Genomic DNA, 13,908 nt, shown 5'->3' with positions numbered 1-13,908 from the left:
TGAAATACCAAGAGCAGCCAAGGCTGCTCTTTTCGTTTGAGAGCACACCGCAATGACCGACGCCTCGATTGCTGCCCAGCGCATTCTGCAACTGCGTGCCGAACTGGATGGGCATAACTATCGCTATCACGTACTCGATGAGCCGAGTATTCCTGACGCCGAATATGACCGCCTGTTCCATGAGCTGAAAGCCCTGGAAGCCGAACACCCAGAGCTGGTCACGGCCGACTCACCGACCCAGCGCGTCGGTAGCCTGGCGCTTTCGGCCTTCGGTGAGGTCAGGCACGAAGTGCCGATGCTTAGTTTGGGCAACGCTTTTGAAGAAACCGACCTGCTGGATTTCGACCGCCGGGTGCGTGAGGGGCTGGACCTGCCGGCGGGCGATCTGTTTGGTGGTGGCGCCGAGGTTGAGTACAGCTGCGAGCCCAAGCTTGATGGCCTGGCCGTCAGTCTGTTGTATCGCGACGGCCTGTTGGTGCGTGGCGCGACGCGTGGTGATGGCAGCACGGGCGAGGACATCAGCGTCAACGTGCGCACCATTCGCAATGTGCCGTTAAAGCTGCAGGGCGAGGGCTGGCCGTCTGTGCTGGAGGTGCGTGGCGAAGTCTTTATCTCCAAGGCCGGTTTCGAGGCGCTGAATGCGCGGCAGCTGGAGCAGGGCGGCAAGACCTTCGCCAATCCGCGCAATGCAGCTGCCGGCAGCCTGCGTCAGCTGGACTCGAAGATCACCGCCAGCCGTCCGCTGGAGTTCTGCTGCTACGGCATCGGCCAGGTGCAAGGCGAGCTGCCACAGACCCATATCGGTATCCTTGAGGCGCTGAAGCAATGGGGCATGCCGATCAGCCGTGAGTTGAAACTGGCCAGAGGTGCCGATGAGTGCCTGGCCTACTACCGCAGCATCGGTGAGCGTCGTGAGTCGCTGGCTTATGAAATCGACGGTGTGGTGTTCAAGGTCAACAGCCTGGCTTATCAGCGTGAGCTGGGCTTTCGCGCCCGTGAGCCGCGCTGGGCGATTGCCCATAAGTTCCCGGCGCTGGAAGAGCTGACCGAGCTGCTGGACGTGGAGTTTCAGGTTGGCCGTACTGGCGCGGTTACCCCGGTCGCGCGCTTGAAACCGGTCAAGGTGGCGGGTGTTACGGTGTCCAACGCGACGTTGCACAATATGGATGAGGTGGCGCGCCTGGGGGTGATGATCGGCGATACGGTGATTATCCGTCGCGCCGGCGATGTGATTCCGCAGGTGGTTCAGGTGGTGCCTGAGCGCCGCCCACTGGATGCCAAGCCTGTGCAGATCCCTGAAAGCTGCCCAGTGTGCGGCTCCCACGTCGAGCGCACCCAGCTGGTCAAGCGCAGCAAGGGCAAGGAAACCTTCAGCGAAGGCTCGGTATACCGCTGCGTTGGCCGCTTGGCCTGTGGCGCGCAGCTCAAACAGGCGATTATTCACTTTGTCTCGCGCCGGGCCATGGATATCGAAGGCCTGGGTGACAAAACCATCGAGCAGTTGGTTGATGAGCAGCTGATCGCCTCACCGGCCGATCTGTATCAGCTCAAGTATGAGCAGATCATCAACCTGGAAGGCTTTGCCGAGGTGTCCAGCAACAAGCTGCTGCAGGCCATTGCCGACAGTAAACAACCCAGCCTGGCACGCTTTATCTACGCCCTGGGCATACCCGACGTAGGTGAGGAGACTGCCAAGGTACTGGCCCGTGCGTTGGCCTCCCTGGAGCGCGTGCAGCAAGCCTTGCCTGAAGTGCTGACCTACCTGCCGGATATTGGTCTGGAAGTGGCGTATGAGATCCACAGCTTCTTTGCCGATAGCCATAACCAGCAGGTGATCTCGGCTTTGCTGGCCAGTGATGAATGCGGCTTGCAGCTGCAGGAGCAAGGCGAGTTGAGTGCCGAGTTCAGTGCCAGTGCTACGTTGGCAGGCATGCTCGACAAGCTGAATATCCCCTCCGTCGGCCCCGGCGGCGCACAGAAGCTGGCAGATAAGTTTGGCAGCCTTGAGGCTGTACTGGCGGCTGACTGGCTGGATATGCGCCAGACTCTGCCTGATAAACAGGCCAACGCTGTGCGCGATTTTTTCCAGATACCGGCCAATGTCGAGCGCGCGCGCGCCATCGAAGCGCAGTTGCAGGCCTTTGGCATGCACTGGCACAGCGAGAAGAAAGTTATCGAAGGCTTGCCGCTGGCTGGGCAGACCTGGGTACTGACAGGCACGCTGGAAGTGATGAGCCGTGATGCCGCCAAGGAAAAGCTGGAAAGTCTGGGGGCCAAGGTTGCCGGTTCAGTCTCGGCGAAAACCAGTTGTGTGGTGGCTGGGCCTGGTGCGGGCTCAAAGCTGGCAAAAGCCAGTGAGCTGGGTGTGCGGGTGATTGACGAGGCGCAGTTCTTGTCAGCCTTGGCAGGCTACGGCCTCTAGACGAGCGGGTTTTCTGTACTGCCCCCAAACAAGGTTTGGGGGCAGTAGGCAACTTAGTTACCGGTTACGTTCACGCAGGTTTCGCCGAAGAACGGGTAGAAGCCTTTGGTGTGGTAATCAGCGGTAGCGATGGTGCCGATGTTGCCATTGGCCTTGGCGGCAGCAATGGAAGCGTCGCCTTTGTTGATCAGACCAATGATGGTGGTGGCGCAAGCAGTACCGGTTTTGTTGCCGGAAGCGGTAGTGGCAGTGATCGGACCTTTAACGTCGGTGATCAGGCCAACGCTGACTGGCGACAGGCCAGAGGCGCAACCGCTGAGCAGGGTAACCAGGCCGGCAGCCAGAGCAATTTTCTTCAACATGTTGTGATTCCTTTTCGCTTATCCATAAGAAGCTTTACCCATCCAGGTAAAGTGCCCCGGCACCCTAAAACAGGGACGGGGCAATAACAAGTTCGCGTGCTTGTTTTCAAACCGGTTTCAAATTTATGAAATTTTCCGGTGGATTTTTCGGCAGCCGTTGTTCTGCGCTCAGCACAATTGAATTGGCAGCCGAGTGAGAATTATGAGGGCCAGGGGGAGGTTGCCTGGCGCTTCGATCAGACGCCAGGCGAGGTGCGATCAGTCGCCGCGGTATTCGCAGCCGCTGGTGCAGGTTTCGTGGATACGGATACGCGATAGCTCTGGCAGCAGCGGCTTGAGTTGCTGCCAGATCCACTTGGCTAGCACTTCACTGGTGGGGTTTTCCAGGCCAGGAATATCGTTCAGGTAGTTGTGGTCGAGTTGTTCGTAGAGCGGCTTGAAGATCGCCTTGATCTCGGAGAAGTCGCGAATCCAGCCGGTATAAGGGTCAACTTCACCTTCGATATACACCGCCACCTTGAAGGAATGGCCGTGCAGGCGCCCGCATTTGTGCCCTTCGGGGACGTGAGGCAGGCGGTGCGCGGCCTCGAACATAAACTCTTTGAACAATTCCACGGTCTTTCTCTCAGGTGGTACGCGGCTAACAGCGTGTTTAGCAAGGCACGAATACTACCAGCTCAGCGGCTGTTAACCGAGTAGCACAGAGAATTGGATACAGTTTTATGGCTGATTGCGCTCCAACCGGTAGATGCTGACGGCCTCGTACACGGCCTTTCTCAGACGGTTGATACCGCCAATCGGACGATGCTCGGGTAGCGCATGCCAGGGGTTGAACGACAGGTTGTCGCAGAACAGGTTCTGCTCGCGGCTATCAAAATCCTGCGCCGGCACCTTGATGGTGGCGACGGTTTCAAACGGTGAAATGGTTTCGCTCCACTCAACGCTGGGGTCTTCGATGGGCATGTAGTACTCGGCGTTCTGCCGCTGCACTTGCAGGGCAAAGCAGGCCGGTACGCGGTCCAGAGACAGCTGCTGGTACAGCGCATTGCGCAGGAAGTTCGGCAGGTCCTGGTTCTGTTCAGGCAGCTGATAGTCCGGGCAGGCTTCCGGCTGAGGAATGACCCGGTACTTGATGTTGTGCTCGCCCAGTTTGAAGGGGGCGATGGAGTTATAGGTGGTCGCCACCGGTGTTTCCGGGGCCGGGGACAGGGTTTTCAGGGCGATGATCAGGTGGCGGATTTCCCAGGTGCTGGGGTTCCAGCTGGGGAAGAAGGCCATGGCCTTTTTGCCATCGGCCTGGGCGGCGAAATTGCTTTTGTACTCGGCCACGTCGCGCACGAAAAAGGCTGGGTGATTGAACATCACAAAGTCCTGCTCGCTGGCATGCTGCGGGCTTTTGCTGAGCTTTTCACCGGGCACATCGAGTAGCTTGATCGCCATGCCGCGTGCATCGCGGGCCCGGTCGAACTGCGGGTAGGCATTGCCGTTGGACAGACGCATCCAGGCCTGCCAGGTCTTGCCTGGTTCGCTGAGTACGCCACGTTGCAGGCTGCTGTCGATATCGGCACTGACGGTGACTTCCGCCTTCATGCAGCCATGCGCCTTGGCGTGGGCATCACGCAGCACGCGGGTGTTATCACGGTGCTGTTCGACCACGCGGATGGCATCTTCAATGATGCCTTGGGTCAGCGCGGCTTCATCGGCCGGGATCTGTTCTTCAGTGGACACCGGGCCGGAGAATTTCCAGCCGTAGTAGGCCGCGCCGATGGCCCAGCCGCCAATACCAATGGCCAGTAAGAGCACCAGCAATTTGCCCAGTACGCGGCCGAGCCAGAGCCAGAATCGTTTAAACATGCGGTCAATTCCTTTTAATTATTCTCAGTGTGCGATTACAGGCGCTGTGTGTTTCAGTTCTGGCAAGACGGGCCGGGTGTCCACTCCTTGGCGGCAACAGGCTGTAGCTGTTGTTCCAGCGCGGGATTGCCCAAGACCTTGAGGTACTCGATCAGCGCCCAGCGTTCTTCCGGTTGCAGGGCGCGGCCGATCACGCCGTCTTCACGGCAACCTGCGCGGAATTCATGGCCGCGATTGCTGTTGCCGGTGACCCGGGTATCGAAGTGGAAGCCGCCGGTGAATTTCTCGCTGTTGTAGCCAATCTGTTTGGGGTTGAACTCGAAGTTGCCCACCCAGAACTGGGTCTGCCGCTCCGAGACCGGCGAGAGCAGCTGGAACAGGGTCGGCACCGAGCCGTTATGCAGGAACGGCGGGGTAGCCCAGATGCCATCCAGCGAGCGGGCCTTGTAGCCGCGCTTTTCCTGCACACCAATCGGCAGGCCGAAACCGTCCATGCGCCAGCGCTCACGCTCGGAAATGCCGGCGTCCTGATAGGCGCGGTTTTCCACATAGGCGGTGACATAGGCCAGGGCCTTGGCGCTGGAGATACTGCGCATATCGATATCGTCCAGCGTGGCGCCAAACAGGCGCACGTCCAGCTTGCTCAGCTCGGCTTTGGTCCAGCCCAGTTTGCTGATATCGAAGCGGTGGTCGGCGATATTGTCCGCTGTGGTCGGGTCGGTGCCGACGATGGAGGTCGGTACCACGCGCATACGCCATTCCGGGTTACGCGAGGGGGCAAAGCTGTCCTCGGGCTTTTTCGGGTCAGGGGCGTGGCAATAGGCGCAGTTCTCGGTAAACAGCGCGCGGCCACGGCTGGCCAGGGACAGGTCGACCTTGCCGAACACTTCTTCCGGCCAGGTGGGCGGTTGCAGTTGCTTGAGGGTTTCTTCCAGGGTGAACAGGTCACGCAGGCGTACGCTGGAGGCGTAGCGCTCGGCTTCGGCAACCGGATGGCCTTCGGTATTGAGCAGGCGCAAGGTAGCGCCGACGCCCAGGGCTTCACCGACGTTGCGGGCCATGGGCTGCATGGCTGAACCGTTCCACTGCACCCAGTCGAATTTCCAGATATCCCAGACCTGCGGATAGCTCACTGGTGCGTCGGCAACTCGGTAGTTGCTCGGGTCGATGGCATCACCGAACACACTGTTGGCAATACGGCCGAAGGCATCGGTACGGCCAAAGCCTTCCTCGGTCGGATAAAGGCCACGGTGCCAATCATTGAACGCGGTGCCTAGCAGGCGGTCGAGCACCACTTTGAAGTCGCGGCGCAATTGCGCGTTGTGGCTGCTGTATTCATCGCCCAGTACCTGTTTGGCAAAGCGGCGGAATTTCAGTGGGTTGTAATAGGTAAAGGCCATGCTCATACCAAGCGCCTGGCCAAAGCTGCCGCCGCGCACGGTGGGTACGGTGGACGCCAGCGAATGCAGCGCAGCGCCGCCATCGATGCGCACGGCTTGGCCCTTATAGCGCAGCTCGCCGGTGTGGCAGGCGGCGCAGCTGATATCCAGGTAATGCTCGCCACTTTCCGCATCGGCATGCCGAGCAAAACCGACCGGCAGGTTGCCGGGATTTAGCGGTGTGGGCTGTTGGGCGGGATCGACGAGGAAGCCAAAGCGCGCGAGGTAATCCGGGGTGGCGAATTTGCTACTGCTGAACGGCAGCTCCAGAGCGTTGAACCATTCATAACGCAGGCCTTTTACCTGGGTGCCCTGGGGGGTGTAGTAGTAGGTCTGGCGTTCGTCTGCCGACCACTGATCGAGGTAGTGCAGTTTGTCGGGCTGTTGGTAGACCGGTAGGTTGGGGTTGGCGATGAAATACAGGGCGACAAGTAGCCCCACCACCAGCAACAAAAGAAGCCCATAAAGGGCCCGACGGAGAATGCGCATGGATACTTCCTTGTGGCGTTTTTTATTTGTTGTTTTTATGCCAATTGGCGCAGCCAATGGCAAGCAGCCATTACTACGAAACCCAGGAAATAGTCTTCTTTTCGGCCCGAAGATGGTTTTACAGTGCGGTTTATGACGAATTAATCCACAGGAGTGAGTGCATGCATCCTTTTGACGCGCCACAGCCGCCTAAATTGGCGTTGTTGTTGGGCTATGCCGGGCTGGTGCCCTTTGTCACCGGGGCATTAGGCATCTGGGTGACGCCAGAGGGCTGGCGAGTGGTGGTTCTGGCGGCCCTGCTGGACTATGCCGCGGTGATCCTGGCCTTTATGGGGGCGATTCATTGGGGCCTGGCCATGCGCGCGGAAAATGCCGGCGAGCCGGCGCAGATTCAGCTGGGGTTATCTGTGGTGCCGCCATTGCTGGGGTGGCTGGCGATCAGTGGCGGCATGCCAACCAGCCTGGCCTTGCCGCTGTGTTTGCTGGCATTTGGCGGTTTGTATGCCGCCGACGTGCGCGCGGTGAAGCTGGGCCTGGCGCCGCAGTGGTATCCCAGTCTGCGCCGGCCGTTGACGATTATCGTTTGCCTGAGCCTGCTACTGGCCTGGGCCAGTGTGCTGATGCGTTGAGTTGAGCCAATGCGCCACTGTCGTCAGGGTCTGCTCACGGCGCTGCGCCCAGTCGCCCTGAATACACTGCAGCGGCTGTTGATGTAGCCGCAACCAGTGCTCGCACTGTTGGTAGAACGCCAGGCGCTGGGCCAGTTCTGGCTGACAGCGCTGGCCATCGTCGACCCAGGGCACATCGACCGGGTCGAGCAACAGGTGCAGGTGGTAGTCGCGTTCGAGCAAGGCTTGCTCGATCCACGCAGGGCAGTCGCCAAACAGCTGCTGGCTCCAGAGCATATTGCTCAGCAGGTGAGTATCGAGAATCAGCAACTCGGGGCGCGCCGCCCTGGCCTGGTCTTCCCAAGCCAATTGGCCCTGGCCGATGGCGCTGATGTCGGCGTAGCAGGTGTCGCGTTGCTCGCGGTCGATAAAGTGCCGCACATATTCGCCAACCAGCACCCCACCAAAGTTCACCTGGATATGCCCGGCCAGCCAGCTTTTACCACTGGATTCCGGCCCAGTGAGCACCAGTACTTTCATGCTCGGGCCTTCATGCGGTGACCAGCGCGCGGTCACGTCGCCAGGTCAGCCAGCCATTGATCGCCAGCAAGGTAAACAGCCCATAGAGTGCCGCCGTCGGGTACAGACCTTGCTGTACAAACAGTGCAACAAACAGCAGGTCGAGGACGATCCACAGCGGCCAGCATTCAACCCGTTTCTGCGCCATCCATACCTGAGCGACCAGGCTGAACGCGCTCAGCGCCGCATCCTGCCAAGGCGCGGCAGCGTCGGTGAAGGTGGCCATCAGATAACCGAGAATAACTGCGCCAACGCTACCGATTGCTAAGCTGAGCAATATGCCTTGCTGGCTGAGCCGACTGACCTGCACCCCGCTATGGCTACTGCCGCCGCGCGTCCATTGCCACCAGCCGTAGCCTTGCAATACAGCATACACGCCTTGCAGCAGCATGTTCGAGTACAGCTTGCCGTCATAGAAGATCCAGGCGTACATCAGCACCATCAGCAAACCCAGCGGCCAGCACCAGCGGTTTTGCCGCACGGTTAGCCAGACGGCCCAGACACCAAGGGCTGAAGCGATGATTTCCAGAGGCGACATAGAACACCGGTGTGAGAGGGCGGGATTGGCTGGCGATTGTAGCGATTGCGCTGGGCGCCGTCTTGATTGCCCGGCTACGCTTGGCGGCTAGATGGCTAATGGCTATGGCTTTACCGATATACTCCGCGTCCCTTTCAGGAGGCATGGCGTGTTCAGGTCCGTTTTAACTGTTGTTGGCACAGTGTGCGTATTGGCGTTTGGCCTGATAGCCCAGGCCGTCGCAGAAAACTCGCGCGCCTCGGGTAACGCGCCGGCGTCGGTGGTATTCCTTAATCCGGGCTTTTCCGATGAGCCATTCTGGGTGGGCTACAGCGCCTTTATGCAGGCGGCAGCTGATGATCTGGGCATGCACTTGCAGATCATCTACGGCGAACGCAACCCACCGCAGTTACTGGAAAAAGCCCGCAGCGTATTAGCCCGCGACAAGCAGCCGGACTACCTAGTATTCGTCAACGAAATGTATATCGCGCCGGAATTGCTCAGGCTGTTTGCCGATAGCCCGAGCAAGCTGTTTTCCCTGCACAGCACCCTTACCCCTGAGCAGCAACAGCGCATTGGCGCCTCACGTGAGCATTACCGTAACTGGATTGGCAGCCTGATCCCCAATGACGAGCAAGCCGGTTACTGGATGGCCAAGGCCCTGATCGCCAAACTGGCGGGCCAACCCGGTAGCCTGCTGGCCTTTGCCGGGGTGCGTTACACACCATCCTCGACCCTGCGCGAAGACGGCCTGCACCGCGCCTTGCGCGAGCACCCGGAGATCAAACTGCAGCAGATGTTGCAGGGCGAATGGAAGCGTCAGCGTGCCTATGAACAGGCGCAGCTGATGCTGCCACGCCATCCCGAAGTGCAGCTGGTGTGGTCGGCCAATGATGAAATGGCCTTTGGGGTGATGCAGGCTACGCTGGAGTTGGGCAAACAACCGGGCAAGGATATTTACCTGTCGGCGCTGAACAATTCGGATGAGGTGCTGCAGGCCCGTATCGACGGCAAAATTGACGTGCTGGTCGGCGGGCATTTCACTCTCGGCGGTTGGGCCATGGTGATGCTGCATGACTACCATGCCGGGCTGGATTTCGCCGCGCGTGGTGGCAAGGATCGGGTCGATCAGTTGTTCAGCCTGCTGGATGCCGAGCAGGCTGCGCACTTGCAGCAACGCCTAAAAGTGCCAGGCTTCGGCCTGGATTTTCGCCAGTTCAGCGCGGTGTACCACCCGCAGATCAAGGACTACGGTTTCTCCATCAACCCGTTGCTGCAGTAAGTCAGACGCCTGCCAGGTGCAGCACCAGTTTAACGATGCCGAAGATCACCAGCACAAACACCGCGGTGAACAACACGCCGAGAATGATGAAGTGGCTGGGCTTGCCCCGTGAGAAGTCGCGGCTACGGTTCTTCGCGCTTTGCACACCGAGTGCGGCGCTCAGAACGCTTTGCAGCATCTCCCATAGCGTCAGCGGTTTGTTTTCCTCTTCGCTCATGTGTATCTCCGTTATGCAGACTGACTGCTTGCTTAGTAAAGCCTAACCGCAGGCAGGACGTTTGCCGTGGAAACGACTCCTGCTGAAGTTGCTTGAGTATCGCCCCCTAGGCTGAGACTCCATACCTAGCGAGGGATTTTGTCATGAGCAAATCAGTAGTTATTAACACCAGCGAGCCGGGGTGGCTGGATAAAGCCATCCGTATGCGCTTGGTCTTTGGCGCAGTTGAGCTGGTCGACGATGCAAACACTGGCGTGCAACCTGAGGATATCGAAGAGCTGCTGGAGCTGATCCAGAAGCACCAAGGGCATCACAGCGGCCGACTGCGTACCGTGTTGGGCGTGAGTGTCGGCTTGAGCCTGTCGCTGATGGGCTTGTGGATGATCCACGCTGCTGCCACTGACCCGGTCGCAACCAGTGAGCTATGGGTGCTACTGGCCGGCGGCGTGTTTATGGCGTTCTTCGGCGGTTTGGGGGTGTTCTACGCCTTGGGTCAGCGTTGGCGAATCAGCGCCAGCAGCGGCGACCGCAACATGACCTTGGGCTCCGACTAAGGGTTCGGTGCCGTGGCCGCTGGTTACGGCGCTGTTCTCACCGCGCATCAGGTCTTCGAGCAGGGTTATCAAACCGGCGCAGACCAGTAGCAGGCCCCAGTTGAATGCTGCCGTCTGTATATGCCGCAGCAGGCGCATCCATTCGGTCTGCGTCTGCGGTATCCAGATAATCGGCAGCATAAATCCCAATAGCGCCACCATGGCATAAGACATCAAGCGGATAAACGTCTGCGGTGGTGGCGATTGCTGTTGCATACCGTAGACCACAGTGGCGACCACCAGGATGCTGGCCGACGCGGATAGCACGAGGTCAGCGCGGGCATGCAGTACATCGAACAGCACCGCTTCGAATTCCTTGCCGGCTGACGTATCCGGGTGCAGCACCAGCGCCGCGCCGATCAACTGCACCAGTGCGCCGCCCAGCCAGGGGGCCAGTAACAGTGGATAGCGCTGCAGCAGGGCTGGCATCGCGAGGCTACGACGCCAGAACAGCAACCAGGCTATCGCGCTGAAGCTATACACCAGGCTTATCGCCACGCTGTGCATGATCAGGGCGTGGCAGGTTGGGGCGCTGTTGGTTCGCCTTCAATCACGGCTGGCGTGGGTTTGGCCAGGCGAATCGGGCTGATCAGGTTGGTGTACTCCTCAATCAGCCGATGCACCGCCTCCGGTGGCTCACAGGCCTTGAATTCCATGCTGATGGTGATTTCATCCGGGTCGCGTTCCTGCCCCTGGCGTTTTTCACGGCCGAAGGTGACAAAGAATTTTTCACTTTGCAGTTCGCCATTCTCCAGGGCGTGGCTGGCTTTTTCGAGTTCGGTACCGTGCATCTTGACGGAAAGATCGACCTTCATGCTTTCCAGCCCCAGACCGCGTGGGGCGACCAGGGCGATCAGCGGGATGTTCATGGTGTGTTGCTCATCCAGGCTAACTTCCACCATCTTCGCCTTCATGGGCGTCCCAAGGTCGTCCGGGTTGTAGTCAAAGAACTGGTCAAACAACTTGATGTACTGCTGGGCGACCAGGTTATGGGTCGCCGCCGCCGCTTGATGCAGACCGCGGGTGATATGGCTCAAATCACTGGCGCTCATCGGTTCTTTCTTGCTGGAAAACAGTGCCATGGGTGGACTCCTCGCTTACTGATCTAAGGAAGACCCCGCCGAAGCGGGGTCAGGGTGCGCTTACTTCTTGGCTGTGCCGTCATCAGCGGCGGCTGGTTTCGGCGACTCCAGCACGGCGTCAGTAGGCAACGGATCAGTTGCAAGCGTGGCCTTCTCGCTGGGCATCAACACCGGTTTGGTCGCTGCATCAGTGAGGAAGTCGATCACTCGCATCAGCGCTTCAGGTGGGTCCTGACGGGCAATCTTGGTGCTGATGGCATAACGGGCGCGGGTGTCGGTTTTGCGCGTCTGGGTCGACTTGTGGCTGACCGAGCCCTTCACCGAGACACTGAATGGCCCCCAGCCGAGCTTGGCCTCGAAGCTGCCTTCACCAGCTGTTTCACTGGTGTCCTCAGCTTGTTGGCTGATGGTCAGTTCGAAGTCGATGGAGCCTTCTTCGATGGTGATGTTGGGGTGGCTGATGGCCGCCAGCAGCGGGATGCGCATCTTCTTGGTGACGGTGCCTTTGTAAACGCCGTTTTCGTCGACCAGGGTTTCGTCGTAGTCGAATTGTACGGACACCGCTTTGCCATCTTTGATGCACACCGCCATCAGGAAGTCGGCATAGGCTTTGCTCGCCTGCACCTGAGCCGTGATCATGGCCTGCAATGGCCCTGAAATCATGCGATCGAGCGGCAATGCGTTGATGACGGAACCGATCAGGCCGGTATCAATCTGGGACATAGTCAATCTCCTTATCGTATGCGCGAAATGCGCAGTCTCAGGCTATGGAGCCTCGTAATTGAGGTTCAGCAGGAACTACTTACCTATGAGTTTCATGCTCTTGGCGGCGGATGTTGCCGATCTGGCGCAGGCTCAAACCGTACTTGTCAGCCAGAGCGCTACGCGACAGACCATCCGAGCTTTGCTGGACGATCTGCAGGTTGCGTATCTGTCGACAGAAGTGGTCGGCTTTGGGTATCTCGATAGCGATTCCGGCATAACGCTCGATCAGAGCGTCCAGCGCTTGCGGCGGCAGGAGCAGGGCTAGCGAGGAACGGGCAGGGTATTTGGGAATGTATTTGGGGCGGCCGCCGAAGGCGCAGGTCAGTCGGTATGCGCTTTCCAGACCGATACACTCGATCAGTTCCTGCAGTGAGTGGGGCAGTAGCTTGATGTCGACCTGTTGCAGGTCATTCTCGTCCATGGGGTCCTCCTTGTTGTCTCGTGGACTGCCAAGGATGCTAGGAATAGGACGGGTTGTTTTTTCAGCAGGAAATATACCCCCCTGAATGCGCGGGGAAATGCTTCAAGCTGATATGCATTTGTTGCCGGTGATCGACTGCCAATCCCCATAAACGGAGGATTGCACATGTCTCACTACTCGATTTACTTCAGCTTTATCGCCAACCTGGAAGGCGGGCCAGCGACCAAGGGTTATGTTCCCGACGCCGGCAATAGCCGTAGCGGCGTCACCATTGCAACAGGCTTTGACCTCGGGCAGCGCAAGCTGGCTGATTTGCAGGCGCTGGATCTGCCTGATGCCCTGCTTGAGCGGTTAAGTCCCTACCTTGGCCTGACCGGGCAGGCGGCGGTAGCGCGGCTGGCCGCGCAGCCGCTCAACATCACAGCGGCAGAGGCGGAGCAGATTGATGAGGCCTACAAGGAGCCCTTTATCAATCGCTTGGCGGCCAGTTATGCCAAGTCCGGAGGTGGCGATTTTGCCCAGTTACCGGCGCAGATGCAGACCGTTATCGCCTCAGTGGCTTTTCAGTACGGTGATCTTGCCTCGCGCACGCCGAATTTCTGGAAACAGGTGGTGGCGCATGACTGGAGCGCTGCCCATGCCAATCTGTTGAACTTTGGCGACCGCTACACCAGCCGTCGGCGCCAGGAAGCCGAACTGCTGTCCCAGGGCATGCCCTGAACAGCACACTGCCCAGCCGTGAGGCTGGGCAGTTTTGCGGGTGTAATGATTACTGGCAAGGTTGCACCAGCAGCAGACTGACACTGCCCATCTGCCCACTGTCGGTGGTCGGTGTGTGGTCAGGCAGGCTGCGCCAATCCACGTTCAGGCAGATCGCCGTCAGCGCGTGCGAGCCTTCAGTGCCGACCACGCGGGGGGCAAAATCACGACGGTATAGTGCCTGCGTGCCTTTGCCTGGCCGCACGCTGTGGGCGTCGCGCAGGGTTGTACTGACCAGTTCGGGAATCAGCTTCATGGGCAGCGTGAAGCGTACTTGCGCGCCGTCCTGGTTGAAGTATCCGGCGGCTCGGGTGCGCTGCCAGAGCTGTTGCCATTGGCTGCTTCCAGCCCCAACCGCGAGGGATTGGCCATAAGCCTTGAGGGTGGTTTCAGGCAGGTTTTCTGTACTCATGGCATGGCTCAAGCTGCTGGTCAGGATCAGCAGGAAGGACAGGTTGCGTATCAACATGATCAAGCTCCAGAGGGTAGTGGAGCTGGCAAGGTGCCCGGGCCATAGGC

At 59.3% G+C, this 13,908-nt stretch carries 17 protein-coding genes; 5 read left to right on the top strand and 12 right to left on the bottom strand.

The annotated features are described in order from the left end of the window. Nucleotides 1-52: 52 nt before the first annotated feature. Nucleotides 53-2,422 carry an NAD-dependent DNA ligase LigA gene (gene ligA / locus Q8O69_RS20035; protein ID WP_305593982.1) on the top strand — a complete coding sequence of 790 codons (2,370 nt, stop codon included), beginning with the start codon at nucleotides 53-55 and terminating at the stop codon, nucleotides 2,420-2,422. A gap of 53 nt (nucleotides 2,423-2,475) precedes the next feature. Here the strand turns inward: ligA and Q8O69_RS20030 are convergent, their stop codons facing one another. From Q8O69_RS20030 to Q8O69_RS20015, 4 genes are all read right to left on the bottom strand, one after another. Next, nucleotides 2,476-2,784 carry a TRL-like family protein gene (locus Q8O69_RS20030; protein WP_090253600.1) on the bottom strand — a complete coding sequence of 103 codons (309 nt, stop codon included), beginning with the start codon at nucleotides 2,782-2,784 and terminating at the stop codon, nucleotides 2,476-2,478. A gap of 258 nt (nucleotides 2,785-3,042) precedes the next feature. Further along, the gene (gene queD / locus Q8O69_RS20025) at nucleotides 3,043-3,399 is read right to left on the bottom strand and encodes a 6-carboxytetrahydropterin synthase QueD (protein WP_090241991.1); all 357 of its coding nucleotides are present in this window, start codon (nucleotides 3,397-3,399) and stop codon (nucleotides 3,043-3,045) included. 105 nt (nucleotides 3,400-3,504) lie between these two features. Beyond that, nucleotides 3,505-4,638 carry a catalase family protein gene (locus Q8O69_RS20020; protein WP_305593979.1) on the bottom strand — a complete coding sequence of 378 codons (1,134 nt, stop codon included), beginning with the start codon at nucleotides 4,636-4,638 and terminating at the stop codon, nucleotides 3,505-3,507. Nucleotides 4,639-4,691: 53 nt separating this feature from the next. Next, complete coding sequence (locus tag Q8O69_RS20015; protein ID WP_305593977.1) at nucleotides 4,692-6,566, bottom strand: di-heme-cytochrome C peroxidase; 1,875 nt, start codon at nucleotides 6,564-6,566, stop codon at nucleotides 4,692-4,694. Here Q8O69_RS20015 and Q8O69_RS20010 point away from each other — a divergent pair. Both Q8O69_RS20010 and Q8O69_RS20005 read left to right on the top strand, forming a co-directional pair. Further along, the gene (locus Q8O69_RS20010) at nucleotides 6,565-6,702 is read left to right on the top strand and encodes a hypothetical protein (protein ID WP_305593975.1); all 138 of its coding nucleotides are present in this window, start codon (nucleotides 6,565-6,567) and stop codon (nucleotides 6,700-6,702) included. The two genes, Q8O69_RS20015 and Q8O69_RS20010, sit on opposite strands and share 2 nt — an antisense overlap. 25 nt (nucleotides 6,703-6,727) lie before the next feature. Next, entirely contained in the window at nucleotides 6,728-7,195 is a 468-nt protein-coding gene (locus Q8O69_RS20005) for a DUF3429 domain-containing protein (RefSeq protein ID WP_275962926.1), read from the top strand. On the opposite strand, the gene Q8O69_RS20000 is transcribed toward Q8O69_RS20005, so the two are convergent. Further along, nucleotides 7,163-7,714 (bottom strand): AAA family ATPase, encoded by a 552-nt coding sequence (locus Q8O69_RS20000; protein ID WP_305593972.1) that lies wholly within the window; start codon nucleotides 7,712-7,714, stop codon nucleotides 7,163-7,165. The two genes, Q8O69_RS20005 and Q8O69_RS20000, sit on opposite strands and share 33 nt — an antisense overlap. A gap of 10 nt (nucleotides 7,715-7,724) precedes the next feature. Next, nucleotides 7,725-8,291, bottom strand: a complete 567-nt coding sequence (gene pnuC, locus Q8O69_RS19995; RefSeq protein WP_275962928.1) for a nicotinamide riboside transporter PnuC — start codon at nucleotides 8,289-8,291, stop codon at nucleotides 7,725-7,727. A gap of 148 nt (nucleotides 8,292-8,439) precedes the next feature. On the opposite strand from pnuC, the gene Q8O69_RS19990 reads away from it, so the two are divergent. Beyond that, complete coding sequence (locus Q8O69_RS19990; protein WP_371136201.1) at nucleotides 8,440-9,552, top strand: ABC transporter substrate-binding protein; 1,113 nt, start codon at nucleotides 8,440-8,442, stop codon at nucleotides 9,550-9,552. 1 nt (nucleotide 9,553) lies between these two features. Here Q8O69_RS19990 and Q8O69_RS19985 read toward each other — a convergent pair whose 3' ends face one another. The 5 genes from Q8O69_RS19985 to Q8O69_RS19965 form a co-directional block, all read right to left on the bottom strand. Beyond that, nucleotides 9,554-9,769 (bottom strand): DUF2970 domain-containing protein, encoded by a 216-nt coding sequence (locus tag Q8O69_RS19985; protein WP_275962929.1) that lies wholly within the window; start codon nucleotides 9,767-9,769, stop codon nucleotides 9,554-9,556. A 431-nt stretch (nucleotides 9,770-10,200) separates the two neighbouring features. Then, complete coding sequence (locus tag Q8O69_RS19980; RefSeq protein WP_275962930.1) at nucleotides 10,201-10,869, bottom strand: hypothetical protein; 669 nt, start codon at nucleotides 10,867-10,869, stop codon at nucleotides 10,201-10,203. A gap of 2 nt (nucleotides 10,870-10,871) precedes the next feature. Next, nucleotides 10,872-11,444: a DUF2589 domain-containing protein gene (locus Q8O69_RS19975; protein ID WP_305593968.1), complete on the bottom strand. Its 573-nt coding sequence runs from the start codon at nucleotides 11,442-11,444 to the stop codon at nucleotides 10,872-10,874. Nucleotides 11,445-11,504: 60 nt separating this feature from the next. Beyond that, nucleotides 11,505-12,167, bottom strand: a complete 663-nt coding sequence (locus Q8O69_RS19970; protein WP_275962932.1) for a DUF2589 domain-containing protein — start codon at nucleotides 12,165-12,167, stop codon at nucleotides 11,505-11,507. A gap of 79 nt (nucleotides 12,168-12,246) precedes the next feature. After that, nucleotides 12,247-12,630, bottom strand: coding sequence for a Mor transcription activator family protein (locus Q8O69_RS19965; RefSeq protein ID WP_160014328.1), 384 nt, complete (start codon nucleotides 12,628-12,630; stop codon nucleotides 12,247-12,249). A 165-nt stretch (nucleotides 12,631-12,795) separates the two neighbouring features. Here Q8O69_RS19965 and Q8O69_RS19960 point away from each other — a divergent pair, with 165 nt between their 5' ends. Next, nucleotides 12,796-13,350, top strand: coding sequence for a pesticin C-terminus-like muramidase (locus Q8O69_RS19960; RefSeq protein ID WP_305593964.1), 555 nt, complete (start codon nucleotides 12,796-12,798; stop codon nucleotides 13,348-13,350). Nucleotides 13,351-13,399: 49 nt separating this feature from the next. On the opposite strand, the gene Q8O69_RS19955 is transcribed toward Q8O69_RS19960, so the two are convergent. Continuing rightward, nucleotides 13,400-13,858 carry a hypothetical protein gene (locus Q8O69_RS19955; protein ID WP_305593962.1) on the bottom strand — a complete coding sequence of 153 codons (459 nt, stop codon included), beginning with the start codon at nucleotides 13,856-13,858 and terminating at the stop codon, nucleotides 13,400-13,402. Nucleotides 13,859-13,908: the final 50 nt, after the last annotated feature.

It is taken from the genome of Pseudomonas sp. (assembly GCF_030690725.1).
Taxonomy (GTDB): Bacteria; Pseudomonadota; Gammaproteobacteria; order Pseudomonadales; family Pseudomonadaceae; genus Aquipseudomonas.
Note: the sequence above shows the minus strand (reverse complement) of the source record. Positions and strands in the feature narration are given on the sequence as shown.